Source organism: Lactobacillus kullabergensis (assembly GCF_003151025.1).
Taxonomy (GTDB): Bacteria; Bacillota; Bacilli; order Lactobacillales; family Lactobacillaceae; genus Lactobacillus; species Lactobacillus kullabergensis.
Genome location: NZ_CP029477.1, coordinates 584,625 through 608,047, shown reverse-complemented (window position 1 = coordinate 608,047; position 23,423 = coordinate 584,625). Strand labels below are relative to the sequence as shown.

The following is a 23,423-nucleotide window of genomic DNA, read 5'->3' as shown; positions in this document are numbered from 1 at the left end:
CGCAAAAAGGCAGGGTTTTACCTGCCTTTTTTATTCAGCTATTTTGCTATTTTATTTAATATCACTAAAATATTGACGCAATCGGTCTAAAGCATCATGAGATAACAAACATTTACCATTTGTCCGCACGCGAGCCATTTCACTAGTCTTTACTTTTATACCATATTCGTTTGCAATTGCCCAAGCATCTGCTGGCTTTATTTCTGAATATTCTTGATCAGTAAAAATCAGCTCCAAATAAAATTTACCTCGTTCGAAGTATAGGCTGGAGGATAAATCACTTGCTTCAAGACTGTCTGCTAATTCAGTTACCTGATCAAGATCATTAAAGCAGTATGCCTGTTTTTTCTGCAATTTCCAAAACTGTTTCTTAACCTTAGGTTGAGAAGAATCTGCTGGGTCACTTGAATCTTCTTTATCTTCTTCCTCATTTTCAGGTTCAAGGTCGAGAAAAGACTTGCGAGCATCATTATTCTTTTTATTGCCGTTATCAGCAAAATCATTATCAAATAATTGAGCAAGATTATTACGATCTTTTTCTGTTACTTTAGTGATTAGTAAATCAAGTCCACCGTTATTAGGCATCACTTGAAAAGTTACAGGTGCATCCTGGCTAAAAGAGTGATCAGTATCAATTTCATCCAAAATTGAGTAAAAGAAATGCTGGATTTTATTTTTATCACCTAGTAAATCCAAAACTTTGAGACCACGATTAGCTAACTCTTGTTTACCTATTCTCACGCGAATCGTATTATTGTTTATATGATCTACTTGCATGAGTTCTCACCTCCATCAGATTCTTTGTTCTATTGTAGCGTACTTTGCTAATAAAATAAAAGCGTTAGTTTAAAAACTAACGCTTTTATTTTAAACTTACCTGAATTTTATAAATCAGCTATCTTTTGCATTTCTTCAAGTTCAAGACGACGTACTTTTCTTGGTAAAAAGCGACGAATTTCGTCTTCATTATACCCAACTTGCAAACGCCTATCATCCATAATAATTGGACGTCTCAATAAACTAGGATTTTTTTCCACTAAGTCAAGCAGTTGGTCTATTGATAGATCATCAAGATTAACTTTAAGTTGTTGAAAGGCTCTTGAACGCGTAGAAATAATTTCTTCCGTACCGTTTTCAGTCATTCGCAAAATTTGCATAAGTTCGTCTTTTGTTAGTGGCTCAGAAAAAATATTCCTTTCCTTAAACGGAATGTCGTGTTTCTTTAACCAAGCCTTTGCTTTGCGACATGATGTACAGCTCGGAGATATATATAAGTTGACCATATATTTCACGCTCCTTTTAATTGTTTTCTAAATTATTATAACATACTACTTCTTTTTTGTAAGTAGTGTTTTTGATGACTAATTACATTCTTATGTTAAGTTCAAAACATGAATATTCTGTGAACTTTTTGCCAAGAAAGATTAAAGAAATTAAAAAAGGATACAAGAACTTAAAGAATGAAGTTAACCCTCTAGATTTGAAGTGCAACTAAAAAGTTAGACATTTTAATATTACGCAAGACTCAATGCACGATTTCGATATTTGATCGGGGTCGTGTATTTTAGTTTGTTTGATCTTCTAATATGATTGAACCAGTAAACGTAATCATGCAGTACTTCCCGCATTTCTGCTAGTGAACTGATCTTAATGCGGTTGAGCTTCTCCCGTTTCATTAGGTTGAAGATGGTTTCTCCCGGTGCATTATCGTGGCAATTACCCTTGCGCGACATGCTTTGCTTAATCTTCATCTGTCTTAGTTTGGTCTGATAGCCGCTGTGGCGGTATTGAAAACCCTGATCTGAATGCAAAATAGGCTGGGCTGTTTTAGGCAGCTTGTGCTTAAGCTCTGCCAGCATATCATAAACCAGCTTCATGTTAGGCGAATAGCTGACTTGACAAGCCAGTATTTCCAGTGAGGCCTCATCAATGACCGGTGAAATATAAACCTTTTTGCCTGTGGTCAGCTTGTATTCGGTAATATCCGTGTGTAAGACGTGGTAGGGTCTGGTTTCATTAAACCGCTGCTTTAAAATGTTTTCCTTGATTACGCCTGCAGGGCCCGCATAAGAACTGTAGCGTGCAGTGCGCCTACTGTAGACTCTGGTCTTTAGTCCCAGCTGCCGCATCAGCTTGCGCACGGTATTGGGCGCATAGCTAAAGCCTTGATCTAAGAGTGCACCATGCATACGTCGATAACCGTAAGTCTCATCACTTTCTTGGTAGAAGATAGACTTGATTACGCCTTTAACAGCAGCGTATTTATCTAATCGGTTCAATCGGTGACTGCGGTTGTCGTAATAAGTTTTGCGGTTAAGGTGCAGCTTGGCAAGCAAAAGCTTTAACGGCACCTCAGGTCGCTCAGCCCGAATCTCCACGACTATTCTGGTTTTTTGCCGGTTGGTGAGCGTGGATATCGGGCAGCCACTTTTTTTAGGATTAAGTTATCCAATTCTAAGTCGGCTTTTTGTGCCTCTAGCTCAGCAACCTGACGACGCAATTGTTCTACTTCGGTTAGCTTCTTAGTGGGTTTAAGCTTCTTCTGACGCTTCTTTTTAGTCATGGTTGGTGGTCTCCCCTTGGATTTTGGGAGCAGCCCAGAGTAGCCTGCAGCCTGATAAGCCGCCAGCCATTGTCTTACTACTGACCGCGAAAGATTAAAAACTGCAGCTACCTGGAGTACTCCCATGTGATGTTCATGATAGAAGCGTACCACATTTAGCTTGAATTCAGGCAAATAAGTTTGTCGGGTGTGAGTAACCTTTAAAGCGGCTAAGCCATGTTTACGGGCACGTTCTGCCCAGGCCCTAATCTCGGTATGATCAATGCCGTATTCGCGTTCTAGTTTAGCTAAAGAGGTTTGGTGGGATAAGTATTTACTGCAAATTTCCATTTTCAAAGTAGTTGAATATTTAGTCATGAAAAAAGTGCTCCTAATAGTCAGATTAATGTCTAACTATTATGGAGCACTTCAATTGGACAAAAATCCAACTGGAGGGTTTTACTATGGTTAAATTTACCGTCAAACAAAAATTACAGGCGCTTAACTTGCTCAAAGAAGGCTACAGCAGCCGTTCTGTGGCGCAAATGATTGGCATCGGATCACATCAACTAATTGATACCTGGGCTGCGCAATACCAGCACTTTGGTGTTAAGGGCCTAGAAATTCGGCACACCTCGCAAAATTATCGTGGTCAATTCAAGCTCCAGGTCTTAAACTGGAGAAAAGAACATGACGAGACCTATCAAAATACCGCCATTCACTTCAAAATTGCCACACCCAGCTTAATTTGTACTTGGCAAAAACGTTTTGACGAAGGCGGGCTTGATGCGCTCTTTACCAAACGAGGCCGACCACCAATGAACAAATTGCCTAAAAAACCAGTTAAGTATACCAGCAGCGAGTTATCTGAATTAGAGCGGCTGCGCTTAGAAAACCGTCAGCTCCACATTGAGAACGACTACCTAAAAAAAGTCGAAGCCTTAGCTCGGCGCAAAGACGCTCAACGCAAGAAGAACGGACCATCATCCAAGAGCTAAGGCATGAGCACAACTATCAACTGCAAGAACTATTGCACTATAGCTTTTTGGCCAAGAGCACCTACGAGTATCACCCGCGCAGCAGGCGGAAAAAATACAGCGATCTGGCTTTACTGTCGCTGATTAAAGTGGTTAAAAGGCATAATCCCATCGACTACCTGCCCATGACTGACACGCTAAAAATCAAGTACGGCTTGCAGGTGAACCATAAACGCATTTACCGCCTGATGAAGGAGCACAAGCTGCTGGCCCGCAAATACAACTTGCTTGCAGGCAAGTATGATTCATCAAAAGGTCCGCAAGGCAAGAAGGCGAAGAACCGCTTCCACCAGAAGTTTAAGACCGATCGGCCCTACCAAAAGGTAGTCACCGATATCAGCGAGTTTCGCTATGGCAATAAGAGCATGAGCGAACGGGTATATTTCTCGCCCTTTAAAGATCTTTACAGCGGTGAAATCATCAGCTACACCATCAGTCAGTGGCCGCAGACCAAATATGTTCTAGATGGACTCAAGCAGGTTTTGGCGATTCGGCCCAAACTGCCTTACCGCATGACGATTCACAGCGATCAGGGCATTCAATACCAGTCCAAAGCATATTGTCAGACCCTAAAGCAGCACCACGTTTTTCAAAGCATGTCGCGACGGGCGACCTGTCGCGACAATGCGGCCTGCGAGAGTCTCTTTCACATCATGAAGGTTGAGCTAGACTACTACACCTATACCTATCCTACTAAGAAGGCGCTGCAGGAGGCCATGGAAAAATCGATCAAATACTACAATCAAGCTAGAATCAGGCACACGCTAAAAGGCCGCACCCCGATTGAATATCGGAATACGGCCTTGGCAAACATGAATTAATGTTAACGTCCAATTCTAGGGGTTAACTTCAGAATGTACCCTTTTTGAATATTAATATTTACTTGTTTACTTTTTTCATTAAATCGCTAACTAATTTTTCGTTTTCTTCAGCTGTTTCTGAAACATAACAAGCTTTATTAGCTAATTCCTTGATGTCATTAGTGTCAAGCTTTTTCATCAAACTTCTGATTCGTAAAATTGAGGTAGCACTCATTGAATACTCGTCTAAGCCCATTGACAATAGAATTGGGAACATGGTACTGTCTCCAGCAGCTTCACCACACATGCCACACCAAATACCATTTTCATGAGCTGCATCAATTGTATGCTTTATTAAGCGTAAAACTGATGGATTCGCTGGTTGATACAGGTAAGAAACGTTATCATTACCACGATCAGCAGCCATTGTATATTGGATCAAATCATTAGTACCAATTGAGAAGAAATCAACTTCTTTTGCAAGTTGGTCGGCTAAAACGGCAGCAGCTGGAACCTCAATCATCATTCCGACTTCCAAATCAGAACCGATCTTAACTCCCTTTTCAACTAACTTGTCTTTTTCTTCACTTAAAATCGCTTTAGCTTTGCGTAATTCATTTATGGTACCAATCATTGGGAACATGATGCCCAACTTACCGTAAGCAGATGCACGTAACAAAGCACGAAGCTGAGTACGGAAAATTTCTTCATTTTGCAGTGATAGCCTAATTGCACGCACTCCCAAAAACGGGTTCATTTCTTCTGGCAAGTCCCAGTAGTCAAGGTGCTTGTCACCACCAATATCCATGGTTCTAATAATAACCTGCTTGCCATGCATGCCTTCAATGACTTCTTTATAGGCTTCAAACTGTTCATCCTCTGTTGGAAAGTCTTTTGAGTCCATGTACAAGAATTCAGTTCTATAAAGGCCTACAGCCTCAGCACCATTGTCATTCACACCTGGCATATCATTTGGAGTACCAATATTTGCTGCAATTGTGAATTTTTTACCATCCGCAGTTACTGAAGGTTCATCCTTTAACTTTTCCCATTCAGCTTTTTGCTTCAAGAAATCAGCACTCTTTTGCTTATAGTCTGCAATTTCGCTGTCCGTCGGCTTAACGACAACATCACCGCTAAGACCATCAACAGCAAGAGTATCACCATTTTGAACGTCTTTTGTGATTGAGTCAGTACCAACAACAGCTGGTAATTCAAGAGAACGAGCCATAATAGCAGAGTGAGCAGTCCTACCACCAATGTCAGTTACAAAGCCCTTAACAAACTTCTTGTTTAATTGAGCAGTGTCACTTGGAGTTAAGTCATGAGCTACCACAATTACCTCGTGATCAATTGATGCAGGATTAGGCAACTCTTTACCCAGTAAATGAGCCATAATTCTCTTAGAAACGTCTCGTACATCAGCTGCACGTTGCTGCATGTATTCGTTATCAGTCATGCCTTCAAAAATTGTAATGAACTTTTGAGCAGTTTCATCAAGTGCAGCTTCACTGTTAATTTTTTGCTCTTTGATTTCATTTTCGATGGCACCAGTAAATTCAGGATCGTTTAAAATCATCAGATGAGCTTCAAAGACTTGAGCTTCATCTTCACCTAAACTCTTCTTTGCGCTATCACGGATTTTTTCAACTTCAGCAGTTGATACTGAAATTGCCTTCTTATACCGTGCTAATTCACTTTCAACATCGCTAACTGTAGTTTTTGAAAATGAAAGATCAGGTTCAACCAAGAGATAGGCTGGTGCTACAGCAATACCATCACTTGCAGCAATTCCTTTTAATGTCTTGGTCATTATTCAGCTAAACCCTCTTTTTTCATTGTTTCAGAAATAGCGTTAATTGCGTCTTTTTCATCATCACCATCAGCACTGATCGTAACATCAGCATTTTTACCAACTCCGAGTGACATAACACCCATGATTGATTTCAAGTTAACTGATTTACCGTTGTATTCCAAGTTGATATCTGAACCAAACTTAGAAGCAGCTTGTACTAGCAATGTAGCTGGACGAGCATGAATACCTGTTTCTGCAACAACATGAAAATCGCGTTTTTCCATTATATATATCTCCTTTTAATTCAAAAAATCAAAACGGTAATAAATACCTATTCGCTTACTTAGACTATCATTTTTTTGTGAATTAGACAACATAAATGTAACAGTTTACATCACTAAACTCCAGTCTTAGACTGCGAATAAATTATTTTACCACCCCGCAAGGCCTTTCCCGTTATGTTTTGCCTCTTACCAAAAGACCTTAATGCAGATTGAAATTCAAAAGCGTTTTGAGGATCAACTTCATAATGATCTAGTTCACCATCTGCCAACTGCTCAAGAATTTTTTGATAATCCAAATTTACCACCGCTTTTATCCTATATTAATTCAGCAATATTTTTGATTTTGCCTACATGTATTTTAGCATATTTACCGTACTTACAAATAATAAGATCCAAGTTTTAGCACTTGATTATTCCGAGTGCTAATTATATAATTTAGTAAACTGATATGAAAGGCGGTAATACAATGCTTTGTCAAAACTGTCAAAAACGACCAGCTTCCATTCACTTATTTGCAAAAGTTAATGGACAAAGTCGCGAAATTAATTTATGCGGACAATGTTATCAACAACTTAAACAACAAGGAAATATTAATATGAATAATGACAATAATGGCTTCTTTGGTGATTTCAGCGACCTGTTTAACTATAATGGCAATGCTGGAAATCCAGGAGACCCTAGAATGAATAATGGTGGACCTAACAATGGTAATAATGGTACCGGAGGTAGTCGTTCACTTTTAGATCAATATGGTACAGATCTAACTGCATTAGCAAGAAAAGGCAAAATTGACCCAGTCATTGGGCGTGATAAAGAAATTGCCCGCGTCATTGAGATTTTAAACCGCAGAACAAAGAATAACCCAGTTTTAATTGGTGAAGCCGGAGTAGGTAAAACTGCTGTGGTTGAAGGCTTAGCTCAACAAATTGTTGATGGCTCGGTTCCTGCCAAATTACAAGATAAAAGAATAATATCATTAAACGTAGTTTCTTTAGTGCAAGGTACAGGTATTCGTGGCCAATTTGAGCAACGTATGCAGCAACTTCTTAAAGAAGTGGAAAATCACGATGATATTATTCTCTTTATTGATGAGATTCACGAAATAGTCGGCGCAGGCAATGCTGAGGGCGGAATGGATGCAGGCAATATCATTAAACCTGCTCTTGCCCGTGGTGATTTGCAATTAGTTGGTGCGACAACTTTAAAGGAATATCGTGAAATTGAAAAAGATTCTGCTTTAGCAAGACGTTTCCAACCCGTTGACGTTAAAGAGCCTTCGGTTAAAGAAACTATCCAGATCTTAAAGGGTATTCAAAAGCGTTATGAAGACTATCATCATGTACATTATACTGATGATGCCATAAAAGCTGCTGCTGAATTATCCGAGCGTTATATCCAGGACAGATTTTTACCTGATAAAGCTATCGATTTGCTTGATGAAGCAGGTTCACGTATGAATCTGACAATTCCTTATGTTGATAAAGATAAAATGAAGGAACGGATTGATGCAGCACAAAAATTAAAACAAGAATCTTTAAAGAACGAAGACTATGAAAAAGCAGCATACTACCGCGATCAAATTGAAAAATATAATAAGATGAAGGATCAAAAAGTAGATCCAGATAAATCTCCTATTATTACCAGCAAGATTATGAATAAGATTGTTGAAGAAAAAACTGGCATTCCTGTTGGCGATTTGCAAAAGCAGGAAGAAAACCAGCTGCAAAATCTAGCGCCGAATTTGAAAGCACATGTTATTGGGCAAGATAAAGCTGTTGATAAACTGGCTCGGGCAATCAGGCGTAACAGAATTGGCTTTAACAAATCTGGTCGTCCGATAGGCTCCTTCCTATTTGTTGGACCAACTGGAGTCGGTAAAACTGAACTAGCTAAACAGTTAGCAAGACAAATGTTTGGTTCAGAGAATGCTTTGATTCGTTTTGATATGTCAGAATATATGGAATCATATTCAGTGTCTAAACTTATTGGGTCTGCACCTGGTTATGTAGGTTATGAAGAAGCTGGTCAATTGACTGAACGAGTTAGAAGACACCCATACAGTTTGATATTGCTTGATGAGATTGAAAAGGCTGACCCAGCTGTTATGAATCTATTTTTACAAATCCTTGATGATGGTCGTTTGACCGATTCTCAAGGTAGAACTGTATCATTCAAAGACACAATTATTATCATGACCTCTAATGCTGGTCAGGGCATTAAAAATACCAGTGTTGGTTTCGCAGCTGAAAATTCTAAGGATAAGCCGGACTCTGCCAGAAGTTCAATGAGTCAATTCTTCAAACCAGAATTTTTAAACCGTTTAGATGATGTAATTGAATTCAATGAATTAACTAAAGATGATCTGATTAAGATTGTTAATTTGATGCTTGACGAAGTAAACAATATGGTTAAAAATCAGGGCTTACAGATTACTGTTAGCGACGATGCCAAGAAAAAACTTGTTGAAGAAGGCTATAATCCCGCTATGGGAGCAAGACCTTTGCGCAGAACTATTCAGGAAGAAATTGAAGATAAAGTTGCTGACTATAAGCTTGACCACCCTGCAGCAAAGAACTTACTAGCAAATGTTTCTGACAACAAAATTGTCATAAGCGAAAGTGAAAATGTTGTCGACTCAGCAAACAGCAGTGATAATTACTAACTAAGTCAATTCCTATTAAGCATGATTATTGTAAATTATGATAATCATGCTTTTTACTAAAGAAAAAAGTTTAGATTAGTTGTATACTAAAATAAAAAAGAGCTACTAGAAGAAACGGGTGAAATCCATGCATTTAATAGATGTAACCAATAGTTATAAGGACCTAGTTCATAGTCAACTAAATACGACTAACGTAAATTACGTCAAAGTTTACTCTCTAGGCAATACTTCCGTTATCTACACCGAAAGTGATAAAGCGATCGGAATTATCTTGGAAAACCACAATCGCCGTGTACGCAAGGACGAGACAGATTTTGTCATTAAAAGACTTATTCAGGAAAAAGATCCTATATACAAGTTGACAATTGATGAAAGCCAACATGTAATTGAAATCCATATCGATAAATAAAAAAAGCTGGTTTAAAAACCAGCTTTTTTGTTATAATTTTTCGGTTAATTTCACATCAGGATATTTATCTTTGAAAAATCGTTCAGCAAATTGATTTTCGAACAAAAATAGTGGTTGACCATAGCGATCTTTAACCAGTAGGTTTCGACTATTAGCCATGGCAGGATCCAGTTGTTCAGGGTCAATCCAACGGGCTACTCTATGACCAATATTAGTCATTTCAACGTCTGAATTATACTCATTTTTCATTCTGAACTTAAAGACTTCAAATTGCAATTGACCGACTGCACCTAAAATATACTCATCAGTTTGATAATTTTGGTATAACTGAATCGCACCTTCTTGAACCAGTTGGACCATTCCTTTATGAAATGATTTCTGTTTCATCACGTTTTTAGCAGTGACCCTTACGAATAATTCCGGTGTGAATTCTGGTAGTGGTGGATAAACCACTTTGTCTTTGCCGGCATAGATACTGTCACCTATCTGAAAATTACCAGTATCATAAAGTCCAACAATATCTCCTGCTACAGCATCCGAAACCTGCACTCTTTCGCTGGACATAAACTCTGTCGCATTATTTAACCTTATTGGTTTACCTGTACGAGCCAAAGTAACGTCCAATCCCTTTTTAAACTCGCCACTGCCAATACGGACAAATGCAATGCGATCGCGGTGATGAGGATTCATATTAGCCTGAATTTTAAACACAAAACCAGAAAATTCCGAATCATCAGGAGCCAGTTCTTCAGTTTCATTAACTGTATGACTTGCAGGTGCAGGAGCCATTTTGACAAAGCTTTGCAGGAAAGTCTCAACACCAAAATTGGTTAAAGCAGAGCCAAAGAATACCGGAGTTTGATCTCCTTTAGCTATCTTTTGTAAGTCAAACTGGTTACCTGCCTCTTTAATTAATTCAATTTCTCCCAGGGTATCTTGAAACTGAGGATTTTGACTAAAGGGTTCACTGTCCGGCAATTTGCCATCTTTATCTAGTGGTAAAAAGTGGTCAGGTCCATCTTTATGATACATTTCAATTTTGTTATTAGCGATATCATACAGTCCTTGCAAGGTTTGGCCTGAACCAATTGGCCAATTCATAGCTACGCCTTCAATGCCCAGCAGATCTTCAAGTTCAGCAATCAGATCTAGCGGAGGTCTGCCGTCACGATCCAACTTGTTCATGAAGGTAAAAATTGGAATTCCCCTTTGTTTTACGACCTTAAATAATTTTTTAGTTTGAGGTTCGATACCTTTAGCAGAATCAATCACCATGACTGCTGAGTCAACTGCCATTAAAGTACGATAAGTATCTTCAGAGAAGTCTTCATGCCCAGGAGTATCAAGAATATTAATTCTCTTTCCCTGATATTCAAATTGCATGACGGAGCTGGTAACTGAAATGCCACGTTGCTTTTCAATTTCCATCCAGTCACTTGTAGCATAATGACCGCTTTTACGTGCTTTAACCGTTCCAGCACTGCGAATCACGCCACCAAAAAGAAGCATTTGCTCCGTGATCGTAGTTTTCCCTGCATCTGGGTGCGATATGATAGCAAATGTTCTTCTTCTTTTTACTTTGTCTAACAGTTCGTTACTCATTAAGTATTTTGTTCTTCTTTCTTTTTAGGTTTTGCTTCAGGTATAGTTAATAAAACTGTCATTAGTCTTGAACGCATCATTCTTCTGGTAGTTAAAACCATGCCATTGTCTAATTTGACTGAGAGTTTTTCGCCTTTTGCAGGAATTATGCCTAATTTGGTAATCATATAGCCGGCAATGGTATCCACATCTTCCATTTCAAGATCCGTGCCAAATTGTTCATTAAAATCATCAAGAGGCATTTTACCATAAATGACAAACTTGTTCGGTGCAATCTGATGCACTAAAACCTCAGTTTGATCTACTTCATCATCAATATTACCAACTATCTCCTCAATAATATCCTCAATGGTTGCAATTCCGACCACCCCACCATATTCATCTGTCAAGATAGCTAATTGCTGCTGTGTTTGCTGCATTTCTACGAGTAGTTCGCTAAGTTCAGTTGTTTCTGGCGCAAAAAGAGGAGGATTCATTACATCATCGTAAGTAATTTTGTCAAAGCCCTTCTCCCAAGCTTTACGCAAGACAGTGCGAATATGAATGATGCCAACTATTTTATCCTTATCATGTTGATAAACCGGTATTCTGGAATATGGTTCACGCAGTATTTCTTTGAGATGATCCTGCAAACTATCCTGGCAATCAACCATGAAAGCATCAATTCTGGGTACCATCACTTCACGTACCATCCGTCCCTGAAAATCCAAAACTGCATTTAACATTGAAAATTCATTGTCACTAATTTTCTTATTTTTATGTAAATCTTCAATTTCTGTAATTAAGTGCTCTCTTGTTTCTTCATCGTTTGTAGGGGAAAATTTATTCTTGAAACGCTCAAATAAATTCCCCTTGTCGGGGTCGCTAGCCATTTTATTGCTCTCTTTCTTAAAATAACGTATTAAATACCAACATTATATCATGTACGCAAACAATATGTTAGAATAGCACGTAAGAAATGAGGTCAAACTATGAAAAAAAGTCATGTCATACTTGTTTTCACATTTTTACTGTTAATTCCCTATCTGTGTAGTTTAACTATTATTGGTATTGGTTATGATGCCCTGGTTTTACATTCAGCTGATCTTTTTCGCACTACTATTGGTGCAACAGTCGGTGCCTTAATTATGTTTGCAATTAAGGCAACGATTCAAAGACCGGTCGATTTGCTGGCAGTTGAAATAAACGATGGCTTCTTGAAGCAATTACTACGTTTTTTCAGTATCAGAAGACGCTACCTTTTGCAAATTGCTAATGTAATTTTAGATTTCATTCTCTGCTTTGCTGCCACTTTTGTAGTCAGAGAGTTTTTAACACTAGATCAAATTGTAGGCAAATCAGTTGGTATCGTGATGCTGATCATGCTTTTGTCAACCTGTCTTGGTGCATATGTGGAGTATGACAACCTGTCAATTGATCCCAAACAACACTAATTTTTAAGACTGTCTTCAAGATATAATTCTTGGGTCAGTTTTTTTGTGTCTAAATTCAAGTTTTGCAAAATATAGGGAGTCAAACTATCTCCCGGATTTTGGTAAATTTTAATGCCTTCATCTGCAACAGCAGCTAAAAACTGTGAAATTACCATATTTAAAGGTTGACTAAAAAAGGAAATGTTTTGATCGGTTTTTTCTTCAATTGCAACTTGGGTTTCAGGTAAAACAAATTTCATTAAGCCTTGAGAAACTTTGATATTGCTTGGTGCAACAACACCATACCAATACATGAAATTTTCAGGACCAAAAACCACCATACTGCTCCTAGTATTTTTCAAATTGTTTTTGCTAATAAAATCTTGGAAATCTTGATTTTGTTCCATTTCCATGTTTGCCTGATTAAAAGTTTTTTGTTCATCCATCACCTGATCTGGAAAAGGACGACCAACAAATGTTACTTTTTTTTGCAGTTTTTTCATAAATTCTCCTAATATTCAGCTAATTCATCTAAAGGAATAATTTCGCCAGCCAGAAAGGCATCAATTTCGTTACTGGCAAATCCATGTGTGAAGAGATAATTACGTATTTTAATTTGTCTTTCGCTTTCTGGTAAACGCCGAAAGCGTTTATATGCTTTTATGCCCTGCTTTTTTAAGGCTTCTGTTTGGTCTTCATCATTTTGTGGTAAATCAATTTGAGCAATTATTGTGCTGGCCAGAGAACTGGAGAAGCCATGACTTAATAATTTCACCGTCATTTTTCTTTCCAGCTCACGTTTTGCTAATTTGCCTACTTTGCTTCTCATTGATTTGAGCACTCTTTTGCCTGCATCCAGCCACTTATCGTCATCTACTTCAGCTAAAGCATTGTCAATTATTTCAGGATCAATTCCTTTTTGCTTTAGTTTATTACTGACGCTAAGAGGGCCATCGGTGCCAATGCGCAGATTTTGTCTGACCAATAATTGGGCGTACTTGGCATCGTCTAAAAAGCCCATTTCGGTCAGCTGACTAACCGCAGCCTGGGCAGATTCATTATCAATACCATGTTTATTAAGATATTGCAAAACTTCAAAAACAGTCCGAGGCTCGTAACTCAAATAATTAGCCGCAATATTTGTGGCCTTGGCATCAGCATCAAATTGCTTAATTTCCACAATTTGTTCTGCAGAAAGCTCCTGCCCTTTTAAGAGCACAAATTCAGCTACAGTTTGCTCAGTAGCCGAAAAAGAGTACTTACCGTCTAAAAAAATATTAAAACGGCCAGGTCTTTTTTGGCTGCTGACTTTAGTAATAATTGGCATTAAAGATCACCTTTCTATCGCTTAATTCCATGCTAGCAAATTTTGCTCATTCTTGCTAAATCCTTTTTACTGGGAGTACAATTAATTATTAACATTTACTATTTTATTGTAGAAAGAAAATTATGTACAAGAAATTTAATCAAAATCAGCCAAAAGAAAAAGATATTATTATTACAATTAAAAGACTGGGTATTAATGGTGAAGGCATTGGCTATTACCGTAAAAAAATAATTTTTATTCCCGGTGCCCTGCCTAATGAAGTAGTTGTTGCCAAAATTATTACAGAATACCCGCGCTATATTGAAGCTCAGCTTGTCCGCATTAAGGAAAAAAGTCCTGATAGAGTACCTTTCCCCACTAATGTTAATCCAGAAATTGGTGGACTCGAACTTGCTCATTTAGATTATCCTAAACAGCTTGAATTCAAACGTGACAATGTTCTTGAAGCCCTCAAGAAATTTCATCCCCGTGGTTACAGCAAGTATAAAGTTAAAAAAACAATTCCGGCTCCAGAAGAATGGCATTATCGCAATAAAGCCCAATATCAAATTGAACAATCTCATGGTCAGATCAGTTTGGGACTTTTTGCCCCTAATTCACACGAACTATTTGATTTGCCTGAAATGCCAACTCAAAGTAAGGCAACCCAAGACACCGAACTTAAAATTAAAAGTTTATTGGAAAAATTGCACATTAGAATTGCAGATCCTTTGCGGCACTTTGATGGTCTTAAGACCATTGTAGTACGCCAAGCCTATGCTACTCACGAAATTCAAGTAACTTTAATTATCGTAGGACACAGCCTTAAAAATATTAACCAACTTGCAAAAGAAATTATAAGGCTTCCGAATGTGGTTAGTGTTTATCAAAATGAAACTGATTGGCGCAACCCACAAGTCTGGGGCAACAAAACCACTAAAGTAGCAGGTAAAAATCAAATCACTGATGAAATTTTAGGCAAAAAGTTTGCGTTGTCCCCACGGGCATTCTTCCAGCTAAATCCAGTACAAACTATTACTCTGTATTCACGCGCACTTAAATTTTTAGATTTAAAGCCAGATGAAACCCTGATTGATGCATACAGTGGTGTGGGAACGCTCGGAATTTTAGCAGCAGATCAAGTCAAGCAGGTTATTGGCATTGAAACTATTCCTGAAGCAATTGCTGACGCTAATCATAACGTGGAATTAAATCATATCAAAAATGCTAATTATATCCAGGGAAGTGTAGAAAAGATTTTACCTGAACTAGTAAAAAATGGCGTTCCAATTGATGCGCTGATTGTCGATCCGCCCCGAACTGGTCTAGCGAAAAGTTTGATCAAAACCCTGTTGAGAGTAAGACCCAAAACGTTTGTTTACATTTCCTGTAACCCATCTACTCTCGCTCAAGATTTAGTTCTTTTAAGTGAGGCATACAATGTCAGATTGATTGAAAATGTCGACATGCTACCCCAAACACCTAGATGTGAATGTGTCGTTAAACTTACTTTAAGATAAATAAAAAGTAAAATAGTTGTCGCAATCAGCGACAACTATTTTTGTGGATCGGGTGTCAATTGAGAATATTTCTTGAGATAAAATCCTCATATACAAATATATAAAACTTTACAAATTTTCGCGATAAACTTGTCATTTTAAAATTAGATAACAAACATATTATGGAGATAGAAATCTTGTAACCTTAACCACACTTTAATAATAGCAGATAAATGTAAGCGCTAGCAAATAAAATGCATAGTTTACTTCACATATTTAGCTAAAAATGTCGCAACACGTCTTTTATATTCTTGGGGATGCTTTGAAAATGACTTGGCATGTTTAGCTGCGGGAGCTACCCATATTTCCTTTGGTCCTCTGGTAGCATTATAATTAGGATAGACCATTTTAGTTGGTACAAAATTATCACGGCTGCCATGAATAAACAGCATTGGTCTATGATTTTTATGTAACTGTTTAACACTAGAGGCATTACCCATGAAATAGCCAACTTTTATCTTATTAATGCCACTTAGAATTTCAACTAGTGGAAAACGAGGAAAAGCAGGCATATTGTACAAGACTCCTGCTTCATGCTCAATTTCATCCTTGACGCTGGTATAACCACAGTCTTCTACAAACGCTTTAACTTGATGAGGAAGTTTAAGCCCACTTGTCATCATGGCAGTTGCCGCACCCATACTTAAGCCATAAATTACTACCTGTTGGTTCTGACCATATTTTTGCAATAAATACGAAACCCATTTTTTGACATCATCTTTTTCCGGCCAACCATACCCAATGTATTTTCCTTCGCTCTTTCCCTGAGCTCTCGGATCTGGAGTTAAAGTATTATAGCCTAATTGATGAAACAAGGCATCATATTCTCCCATATCTTCTTTCGTGTCCATATAACCTGGTAAAACAATAGCTGTCTTGTTGGAAGTTTTATAAGGGATGAAATTTGCGTCTAATTTGAATTTTTCATCAGCTGATTCAATATACCACTTTTGTTTAGCAGTTTTTTTAAACCAAATTTTTTCACGGTAAAGAGGATCTGACTTCTTGATTACTTTACTTGAAGAACTTAAAAAACTTTTTTTACCTGGAACACATGCCACTTTAAAGAAATAGAAACCTGCTCCTGTAAATAATACACATACTAGTAAGATAATAATTGATGAAAGCCATAGCTTTTTATGTTTTAATTTTTTCAATTAGTTCAGCCACCCTCACTAAAATAATATCTTATAGTATAACATTTTAAATTTGTATAGGAATATTAAAAATGAGATTAACAGATTTATTACAATTAACCAATGATCTAAGCAACCAAACTAACTTGTATTTAACCATCGGCCAAAAAACTATTCCTTTGGCTAAAGTAAAAATTTCAAGCAGTGAATGCTTGCTTTTTCCAGGAAAAAAGTCCCTTACAAAAGGGAAATTGATTAACTTGGTTAAAAATATTCACGGTCGCAGTATTCCAATATTTATTTATAACCAAAAAGAGAGAATTGCTGTTTATGGTATTCAAATTTTACCTGATCAAAATGGAGTTAGACTAACCTAAAAAGCTGCCGTTTGGCAGCCTTTTTATCTATTTTTGGAAATATTGACGAATGCGGTTTTTGGTTCCGGCAAAATACCAGGTGCCGGTTTGTTCGTCACTTTGAAGCTCTAAATTATCTTGTGGAGATTCTAAAGCCTGATTAAAAATTTGTTCGTATTCAGGAATCGTTAATTTTTGACGGCGATTAATCATTTTCTGATCTGCATTTGCATGTAGATTCTTTTCATAGCCCTCAACAATTTGTCCTGAATAAAACTCACCCATTGCCCCTGAACCATAAGAAAACATACCAATCTTTGCATTTGCTGGCAATTTAGCATTTTCCATTAAACTCAAAAGGCTTAAATATAAAGAAGCAGTGTAAATATTACCGACTTCCTTGCCATAACGAGCAGCAACAGCAAAATTCTCTTTCAGTCGTTTTTTAGTCTTTTCATCCTGACCGGTAATTGCCCACTCATTTGCCTTAAAACCCATTTTTACAAAAGGCAAATGATAAAGTAATGCTGTGAAATCACTAGTTTTTATTCCAGTTTGTCTAAGATAATCCTTGAATGTGTGTTTAAAAAAATCTAAATATACATTTTTAGAATATTTACCATCAACTACGGCAACTGCTGAATCATTAGGGCGCCAGAAGTCATTAATATCCTCGCTGTATGAACTGTGTTCCTTATTGATAGCCAAAATTTGGGGATCAGCCTTTATCAACATGCTAATGCTGCCAGCTCCTTGTGTCACCTCACCCCCCGTGTTAACTCCATAACGAGCAATATCAGAGCCAATTACAATTGCACTATGGTGGGGATGAAGGCGGACATAATCCCGAGCAATCATGATGCCTGCAGTCATGCCAAAGCATGCTTCTTTTACTTCAAATGTTCTGACATTTGCCGGTAATGCCAAAGCTGATTTGATGAAAAGCGAAGCCGATTTAGATTGGTCAACGCTACTTTCTGTTCCAACGATTAATAAACCAACTTTTTCGCGTGCAATTTGATCTAAATATCTAAGCGTTGCATTAATTCCCATTGAAACTGCATCTTGCGTCTGATCAGCTACGCTCATTTTATTTTGACCTATACCAATCAAAAATTTATTAGGATCTTCATTTCGCGCGTACGCCAAATCTACCATATCGACATATTTGTTTGGTGTATAAAAACCAATTTGATCAATTCCGACTTGCATTATTTTCCTCTCTAATTTCTCTTAAAAATTCCTGGGCTGCAGATTGACTGTATTTTTTGTTATTTATGATTTTTTGGAATACTACTTTTTTCTCGGCAGCAGTAGCATCTAAACTTGTAACAATATTTCTGGCCTGTAGTTTCATGTGTCCTGCCTGTATTCCCTTGGTAGAAATTGCCAGTAGTGCTGCTAAATTATTAGCTAAACCAATGGCAGCAATAATATTAGCTAATTGTTCTGCAGCAATTTTTTCGCCTAAAATACGGTAGTTTTGCCTAACATCTTTTCTAGAATTGATTGAGCCGCCAACAGTTCCAATTGGCAAGGGAATCCTAAGCTTGCCGACAAGCTTTTCATTTTCAAGCCGCCATTCACTGAGACTGGTGTAGGTGCCTGTTTTACTTGCAAAAACACCGCAAGCTGCCTCCACTGCGCGAGTATCATTTCCCGTTGCCAGTAAAACAGCATCAACCCCGTTCATAATCCCTTTGTTATTGGTAACGGCTCTCATTGGATCATCTTGACCAATTCGACTTAATAAAGCAATTTTCCTGGCAGTTTCTATTCCACCAATTAAATCAATGGGAACAGCTGCTCTGACCGTTGTGATTTGGCTGGGATAGTTTGACAAAATGGCAAATAATTTTTGTTTAATGCCAGAAAAATTCTCTAACTCATCAGCCATAAATTCTAAAATAGAATTTACTTTGTTAGCGCCCATCGCCTCGGCCGGATCAACTAATACTTTCACATAAAGTAAATCATTTATTTGTTTAAGTTCTATTTTGCGGACACCACCGCCATGGCTTACAAGACTAGCAAAATGGGAATTTGTTTTTTTAATCAGAGCAGGCAACATATTATGCAAATGAGAAACTTCAAATTTTTCAGCCACCTGCATGACAATCTGACCCCAAATACCATCTCGTTGACTGCTTGCGGTAAAGCCTCCAGCTTTTGCAACAATACCAGCGCCATTATTAGCCGCTGCAACTACCGAGGCCTCTTCGGTCACCATTGGCACTTGGTAGTTTTGACCATTAACCAATAGGTTTTGTGCTAAACCAACAGGTAAACGTAATTGACCAATTACATTTTCACTTAATAAATCCAAGTCATGCAAAACCTGAGAGTCAACTTGATCCAGTTTAATTCCCTGTTTTTGCAGCATTTCTCGTCTTTTTTCTGGTGCTAACTTATAAAACTTCATTTAAAATTTCTCTATTTCATATGCAATTGCTTGTCCGCCACCAATACAAAGAGTTACCAAAGCCTTGTGACCATTGATATGGTTCATAATATTGACAGCTGTTCCTACTAAACGAGTTCCGGTAGCAGCAAGAGGATGACCTAGTGCAATGGCTCCACCAAAAATGTTTAGTTTAGCGGGTGGAATTCGGAGTTTTCGAGCTAAGACAACGCTAGGTGCAGCGAAAGCTTCATTAACTTCGATTGCATCATAATCATTAATGGTATTGTTTGTTTTTTGTAATAATTTTTCTACTGCAAAATATGGCGCTACACCCATGTATGCCGGATCAGTACCAGATTCAGCAAACGATCCCAACCGCGCCAGAGGTTGCAGTTTGAGTTCCTTTACTTTTTCTGCGCTTGCCAAAATAATCATACTGGCACCATCACTTAAGGGCGAAGAATTGCCAGCTGTAACTAAACCATCTTTCTTAAAAACAGGTTTTAACTTGCTTAGTGCTGCCATATTAGTGTCTGCCCGAATGGTTTCGTCCTGCTGGATCATTTTACCGTTTACTTCTACGCCAATTATTTCATCTTGAAAAAAGTTTTGCTGAACAATTTCAACTGCTTTGCGATGAGAAGCTAAACTATATTGATCCATTTCTGTACGCGTAACTCCATATTTTTCTGCTACGTTTTCAGCCGTTAAACCCATATGCTCATGAGAAAAAGCATCAATGAGGCCATTCTGCAGCATTTCGTTTTGAAACTGTGGTTTTTCTTTGTCCTCTGTTAAATAAACAGCATTAGACATACTTTCAGCACCGCCAACAGCTACCAAGTCAAAGTCACACAGTTCCATCTGTCCTTGAGCCAGTCTGAGAGCTTTTAAACTTGAACCACAGACTTCATTAATTGTAACGCTGCTGCTTTTGGGACTCATACCCGTTTTCAGAGCAATTTGCCGAGCCATATTTTGTCCTAACCCAGCACCCAAAACATTACCCATAAATAAGGCGTCCAGTTTTTCAGCAGGCAGATCAATGCTTTTTAGTGTTTCTCTTAAGGCTAACTCTCCTAAATCTATTGCATTTTTTTCAGCCCATAACCCATGATAGCGACCAAAAGGAGTTCTTTTAGCTGCAACAATATATATATCTTTCATTTAACCTATCCCTTAGCGAAAAGTTTCAAGTTGCATGATACAAAAATTTTCAACTCGAGGACAGTAATTAGTCAGACATTAAGAAAAATTTTACATAAAAAAAGAAACCATTAAATGATGGTTCCTTTAATTGCATAATTGATTTATTTGTTATTGTTAATTTTGTTCTTCTAATTTCTTTCCTAAATCAATAATATATTTACGTAATGCATCCTTCGTTTCCGGATGTTTTAAGCCATATTCTATCGATGTTTCCAAATAACTTTCCTTATTCCCAACATCATGACGAGTCCCCTTAAAGACGTGCGCTAAAACCCGTTGAGTTTTATTCATGGTATCAATTGCATCAGTTAATTGAATCTCCCCGCCTTTATCTGGTTTCTGTTCAGCCAAAATTGGAAAAATTTCTGGAGTTAAAAGATACCGACCAATAATGGCATAATCACTCGGAGCCTTGTCTACTTCTGGCTTTTCTACAAAAGATTTAACATTTATTAAGCCAGGTGCAATTTCACTATCCGGTTCAATTATGCCATATTTATAAACCTCTTTATGTGGCACCGGCATGACTGCAATTGTGGAAGCATTCGTTTCACTATAACGGTCAATCAATTGCTTTGTTAATGGTACTTTGTCCATCATCAAGTCGTCGCCAAGCATAACGACAAATGGTTCATCTCCAATAAAACTACGTCCACGGGCAATCGCATCCCCTAAACCTGCTGGATAGGGTTGACGAGTATAATAAATATTAATTCCCAAATGGGTAATTTCCTGCGACATTTTAAGCAGACCAGTCTTACCTTTTTCCTGCAGATTTTGTTCAAGTTCAGGATTGGAGTCAAAATGATCTTCAATCGAGCGCTTATTTTTTCCAGTGACAATCAAAATGTCTTCAATACCAGATTTTTTAGCTTCTTCAACGATAAATTGAATAGTCGGTTTGTCGACAATCGGCAACATTTCCTTGGGCATTGCTTTAGTTACCGGCATAAACCTAGTACCAAGACCAGCAGCAGGAATAATTGCTTTTCTTACTTTCATATTTTTTACGCTTTCTTTAAAATCATAAAACTAATATACCAAAATAAAATCGAATGCGCCAATTTTTAATGACTGCGCTTTCTTTGAATATATTCAGCTAAGCGACCCACTGAATAGTGCACTTCTCCGTAATTTAGTGTCACTATTGCAGCATTTACACATGTCCCCAGTAAAAAGAGGATTGAGGAAATATTCAACCACAACATGAAAATAATAAAAGTACCGATAATGCCATAGTTTTCCCAGCTAATACGAAAATGATGCAGATAGAAACTAAAAAGCCAGGAAAGAATAATCCAGCCGAATAATGTAGTAAAAATACCTGGCCAGATAACTTTTTTCTTTAATCTGATGTTGGGTAAAAAATAATTGACATAATACAGTGAACCTATCATTGTGATAATAATTACTGGGTAACGATAACTAAAAATTTTTTCAATTTCGCCAACAGAAAAAGAGAAAATTGGGCGTAAAAATTCGAGTACCTGCTGACCAAAAATCAAAGTTAAATTAAGCAAGGCAAATACTATAATCATGAGGTTGGTCAACATAATAGTAATAGATCTTGTCCAAACAGTAACTTGCCACTTTTGCTTTAATTCTTGGGCACGAACACCATAAACCCGATTCATACCAATTCTAATAGCATTAACTAACGAAGAAACAGACCATAATGCCAATATAATACCGAATGAAATATAACCACTTGATTTGCTTTTTAATAATGAGTTAATTATCGGCATAATAAATTTAGCAATTTTATCTGGAAAAATCAGTTTTAAATAACTGGCAATCGGTTCAGTATTAATATTAAATAACGGCAAAATATTTCCGATAATAATAATTAACGGAAATATCGAAAACAAAACATAGTAGGCAATCGCAATTGCGCTTGTTAAAACTTCACCTTGAGTAAATTTCAAGGAAACAGTTTTATAAAATAAAAAAGAGCGTTTCCTGATTGCCTCAGCTTTTTTACCCATGCAATTTAGTCATCCATTTCGTCAAAATGTGGTAAGTATTTTTCGTAGCCATCATATGGCTTTTGTAGCGTTAAAATTTTAGGACCATCCTTAGTTATTGCAAAGGTATGTTCAAATTGTGCGGATTTTGAGCCATCCGGTGTAGCGTAAAAGACCCAATCATCTTTTGGATCCGCAACGCTTTTTTCAACAATACGCCAGTCACCACCGGCTTCAACCATTGGTTCACAAGTAATAGTCATTCCTTCACGCAGTCTTAATCCGTGTCCCGCTTTACCCCAATGTGGCACTTCCGGATCTTCATGAATACTTGGCTGGATACCATGACCGACTAATTCTTTAACGTCACCATAATGATGCTCATCTTCTACAAAATGTTGTATTGCAGCTCCGATGTCCCCAATACGATTGCCTAAAACTGCCTGATCAATACCTAAGTACATGGCTTTTTTAGTTGTATCCATCAAATCCTGATCAGCTTGAGAAATTTCACCTACTGGGTAAGTAGTACAAGAATCTGTTTCAAAGCCATTGAGATTGCAAGTCACATCAACTTTAACCAAATCGCCTTCCTTTAAAACTGTGTCTTTACGTGGCGTAGCATGAGCAATCTGATCATTAACAGAAATACATGTCCCATATTTGTAACCTTCAAAGCCCTGCTCTGACAACCTGCCACCACGACTTTTGACAAAATCTTGACAAAATTCTTCAATTGACCAAGTGGTAATTCCGGGCTTAATCACGTCTCGCAGGCCTTCAAACATTGATGCTAATAACCTGCCTGAAGCTTGCATGCCCTTCAATTCTCTAATGGATTTAATTGTAATCAAATTTAAATTCTCCTCTATTAAATGATGTTTGATTACATTATAGCGTTTTTTAAAAGTTTACTAAAGAATTTCATTAATTACGCAAAATTAGG

At 37.6% G+C, this 23,423-nt stretch carries 24 protein-coding genes; 7 read left to right on the top strand and 17 right to left on the bottom strand.

What is annotated here, in order from left to right:
* Positions 1–51 precede the first annotated feature (51 nt).
* The 3 genes from DKL58_RS03080 to DKL58_RS03070 all read right to left on the bottom strand — a co-directional run bounded on the left by DKL58_RS03080 (position 52) and on the right by DKL58_RS03070 (position 2,920).
* Positions 52–777: an adaptor protein MecA gene (locus DKL58_RS03080; RefSeq protein WP_109586054.1), complete on the bottom strand. Its 726-nt coding sequence runs from the start codon at positions 775–777 to the stop codon at positions 52–54.
* 107 nt (positions 778–884) lie between these two features.
* Positions 885–1,283, bottom strand: a complete 399-nt coding sequence (spxA, locus tag DKL58_RS03075; protein ID WP_034977372.1) for a transcriptional regulator SpxA — start codon at positions 1,281–1,283, stop codon at positions 885–887.
* Between the two features lie 231 nt (positions 1,284–1,514).
* Positions 1,515–2,920 (bottom strand): IS3 family transposase gene (locus tag DKL58_RS03070; RefSeq protein ID WP_369792500.1). Its coding sequence is split into 2 segments (ribosomal slippage): positions 1,515–2,437 and positions 2,437–2,920, totalling 1,407 coding nucleotides; the frame shifts between segments, so codons are not numbered across the junction.
* 86 nt (positions 2,921–3,006) lie between these two features.
* On the opposite strand from DKL58_RS03070, the gene DKL58_RS03065 reads away from it, so the two are divergent.
* Both DKL58_RS03065 and DKL58_RS03060 read left to right on the top strand, forming a co-directional pair.
* Complete coding sequence (locus tag DKL58_RS03065; protein ID WP_162542319.1) at positions 3,007–3,540, top strand: helix-turn-helix domain-containing protein; 534 nt, start codon at positions 3,007–3,009, stop codon at positions 3,538–3,540.
* Positions 3,525–4,400 (top strand): IS3 family transposase, encoded by an 876-nt coding sequence (locus DKL58_RS03060; RefSeq protein WP_338034165.1) that lies wholly within the window; start codon positions 3,525–3,527, stop codon positions 4,398–4,400. Before DKL58_RS03065 ends, DKL58_RS03060 begins: the two co-directional genes overlap by 16 nt.
* A 58-nt stretch (positions 4,401–4,458) precedes the next feature.
* Here DKL58_RS03060 and ptsP read toward each other — a convergent pair whose 3' ends face one another.
* From ptsP to DKL58_RS03045, 3 genes are all read right to left on the bottom strand, one after another.
* Entirely contained in the window at positions 4,459–6,192 is a 1,734-nt protein-coding gene (gene ptsP / locus DKL58_RS03055; RefSeq protein ID WP_045927768.1) for a phosphoenolpyruvate--protein phosphotransferase, read from the bottom strand.
* On the bottom strand, positions 6,192–6,458 hold the full coding sequence (locus DKL58_RS03050) for a phosphocarrier protein HPr (protein WP_034977366.1): 267 nt from the start codon (positions 6,456–6,458) through the stop codon (positions 6,192–6,194). Before DKL58_RS03050 ends, ptsP begins: the two co-directional genes overlap by 1 nt.
* A 113-nt stretch (positions 6,459–6,571) precedes the next feature.
* Positions 6,572–6,754, bottom strand: coding sequence for a hypothetical protein (locus DKL58_RS03045; RefSeq protein ID WP_034977361.1), 183 nt, complete (start codon positions 6,752–6,754; stop codon positions 6,572–6,574).
* Positions 6,755–6,924: 170 nt separating this feature from the next.
* Here DKL58_RS03045 and DKL58_RS03040 point away from each other — a divergent pair, with 170 nt between their 5' ends.
* A complete protein-coding gene (locus DKL58_RS03040) occupies positions 6,925–9,120 on the top strand; it encodes an ATP-dependent Clp protease ATP-binding subunit (RefSeq protein ID WP_045927767.1) in 2,196 nt (731 codons plus the stop codon).
* A 127-nt stretch (positions 9,121–9,247) separates the two neighbouring features.
* Complete coding sequence (locus tag DKL58_RS03035; protein ID WP_045927766.1) at positions 9,248–9,529, top strand: DUF1827 family protein; 282 nt, start codon at positions 9,248–9,250, stop codon at positions 9,527–9,529.
* A gap of 30 nt (positions 9,530–9,559) precedes the next feature.
* Here DKL58_RS03035 and DKL58_RS03030 read toward each other — a convergent pair whose 3' ends face one another.
* Both DKL58_RS03030 and DKL58_RS03025 read right to left on the bottom strand, forming a co-directional pair.
* Positions 9,560–11,131: a peptide chain release factor 3 gene (locus DKL58_RS03030; RefSeq protein ID WP_109586051.1), complete on the bottom strand. Its 1,572-nt coding sequence runs from the start codon at positions 11,129–11,131 to the stop codon at positions 9,560–9,562.
* Positions 11,131–12,003, bottom strand: coding sequence for a hemolysin family protein (locus tag DKL58_RS03025; protein WP_109586050.1), 873 nt, complete (start codon positions 12,001–12,003; stop codon positions 11,131–11,133). The genes DKL58_RS03030 and DKL58_RS03025 overlap by 1 nt, the downstream gene beginning before the upstream one ends.
* A gap of 99 nt (positions 12,004–12,102) precedes the next feature.
* Between DKL58_RS03025 and DKL58_RS03020 the strand changes: the two genes are divergently transcribed.
* A complete protein-coding gene (locus DKL58_RS03020) occupies positions 12,103–12,564 on the top strand; it encodes a hypothetical protein (RefSeq protein ID WP_045927763.1) in 462 nt (153 codons plus the stop codon).
* Here the strand turns inward: DKL58_RS03020 and DKL58_RS03015 are convergent.
* Together DKL58_RS03015 and recX are read right to left on the bottom strand one after the other, a co-directional pair.
* Positions 12,561–13,046, bottom strand: a complete 486-nt coding sequence (locus DKL58_RS03015; protein ID WP_046331835.1) for a hypothetical protein — start codon at positions 13,044–13,046, stop codon at positions 12,561–12,563. The two genes, DKL58_RS03020 and DKL58_RS03015, sit on opposite strands and share 4 nt — an antisense overlap.
* Positions 13,047–13,054: 8 nt before the next feature.
* Positions 13,055–13,870 carry a recombination regulator RecX gene (gene recX / locus DKL58_RS03010; RefSeq protein WP_109586049.1) on the bottom strand — a complete coding sequence of 272 codons (816 nt, stop codon included), beginning with the start codon at positions 13,868–13,870 and terminating at the stop codon, positions 13,055–13,057.
* Positions 13,871–13,992: 122 nt separating this feature from the next.
* On the opposite strand from recX, the gene rlmD reads away from it, so the two are divergent.
* A complete protein-coding gene (gene rlmD, locus DKL58_RS03005; RefSeq protein ID WP_109586048.1) occupies positions 13,993–15,369 on the top strand; it encodes a 23S rRNA (uracil(1939)-C(5))-methyltransferase RlmD in 1,377 nt (458 codons plus the stop codon).
* A gap of 242 nt (positions 15,370–15,611) precedes the next feature.
* Here the strand turns inward: rlmD and DKL58_RS03000 are convergent, their stop codons facing one another.
* Positions 15,612–16,565: an alpha/beta hydrolase gene (locus tag DKL58_RS03000; protein ID WP_109586047.1), complete on the bottom strand. Its 954-nt coding sequence runs from the start codon at positions 16,563–16,565 to the stop codon at positions 15,612–15,614.
* A gap of 71 nt (positions 16,566–16,636) precedes the next feature.
* Here DKL58_RS03000 and DKL58_RS02995 point away from each other — a divergent pair, with 71 nt between their 5' ends.
* A complete protein-coding gene (locus DKL58_RS02995) occupies positions 16,637–16,921 on the top strand; it encodes a hypothetical protein (protein WP_109586046.1) in 285 nt (94 codons plus the stop codon).
* 27 nt (positions 16,922–16,948) lie between these two features.
* Here DKL58_RS02995 and DKL58_RS02990 read toward each other — a convergent pair whose 3' ends face one another.
* From DKL58_RS02990 to map, 6 genes are all read right to left on the bottom strand, one after another.
* The gene (locus DKL58_RS02990; protein WP_109586045.1) at positions 16,949–18,112 is read right to left on the bottom strand and encodes a hydroxymethylglutaryl-CoA synthase; all 1,164 of its coding nucleotides are present in this window, start codon (positions 18,110–18,112) and stop codon (positions 16,949–16,951) included.
* Complete coding sequence (locus tag DKL58_RS02985; protein ID WP_109586044.1) at positions 18,096–19,322, bottom strand: hydroxymethylglutaryl-CoA reductase, degradative; 1,227 nt, start codon at positions 19,320–19,322, stop codon at positions 18,096–18,098. The genes DKL58_RS02990 and DKL58_RS02985 overlap by 17 nt, the downstream gene beginning before the upstream one ends.
* Complete coding sequence (locus DKL58_RS02980; protein WP_109586043.1) at positions 19,323–20,471, bottom strand: thiolase family protein; 1,149 nt, start codon at positions 20,469–20,471, stop codon at positions 19,323–19,325.
* A gap of 156 nt (positions 20,472–20,627) precedes the next feature.
* Complete coding sequence (gene galU / locus DKL58_RS02975) at positions 20,628–21,515, bottom strand: UTP--glucose-1-phosphate uridylyltransferase GalU (RefSeq protein ID WP_045927754.1); 888 nt, start codon at positions 21,513–21,515, stop codon at positions 20,628–20,630.
* 65 nt (positions 21,516–21,580) lie between these two features.
* On the bottom strand, positions 21,581–22,498 hold the full coding sequence (locus DKL58_RS02970; RefSeq protein WP_109586042.1) for a YihY/virulence factor BrkB family protein: 918 nt from the start codon (positions 22,496–22,498) through the stop codon (positions 21,581–21,583).
* Between the two features lie 5 nt (positions 22,499–22,503).
* Positions 22,504–23,331 carry a type I methionyl aminopeptidase gene (gene map / locus DKL58_RS02965; protein ID WP_109586041.1) on the bottom strand — a complete coding sequence of 276 codons (828 nt, stop codon included), beginning with the start codon at positions 23,329–23,331 and terminating at the stop codon, positions 22,504–22,506.
* Between the last annotated feature and the right edge of the window lie 92 nt (positions 23,332–23,423).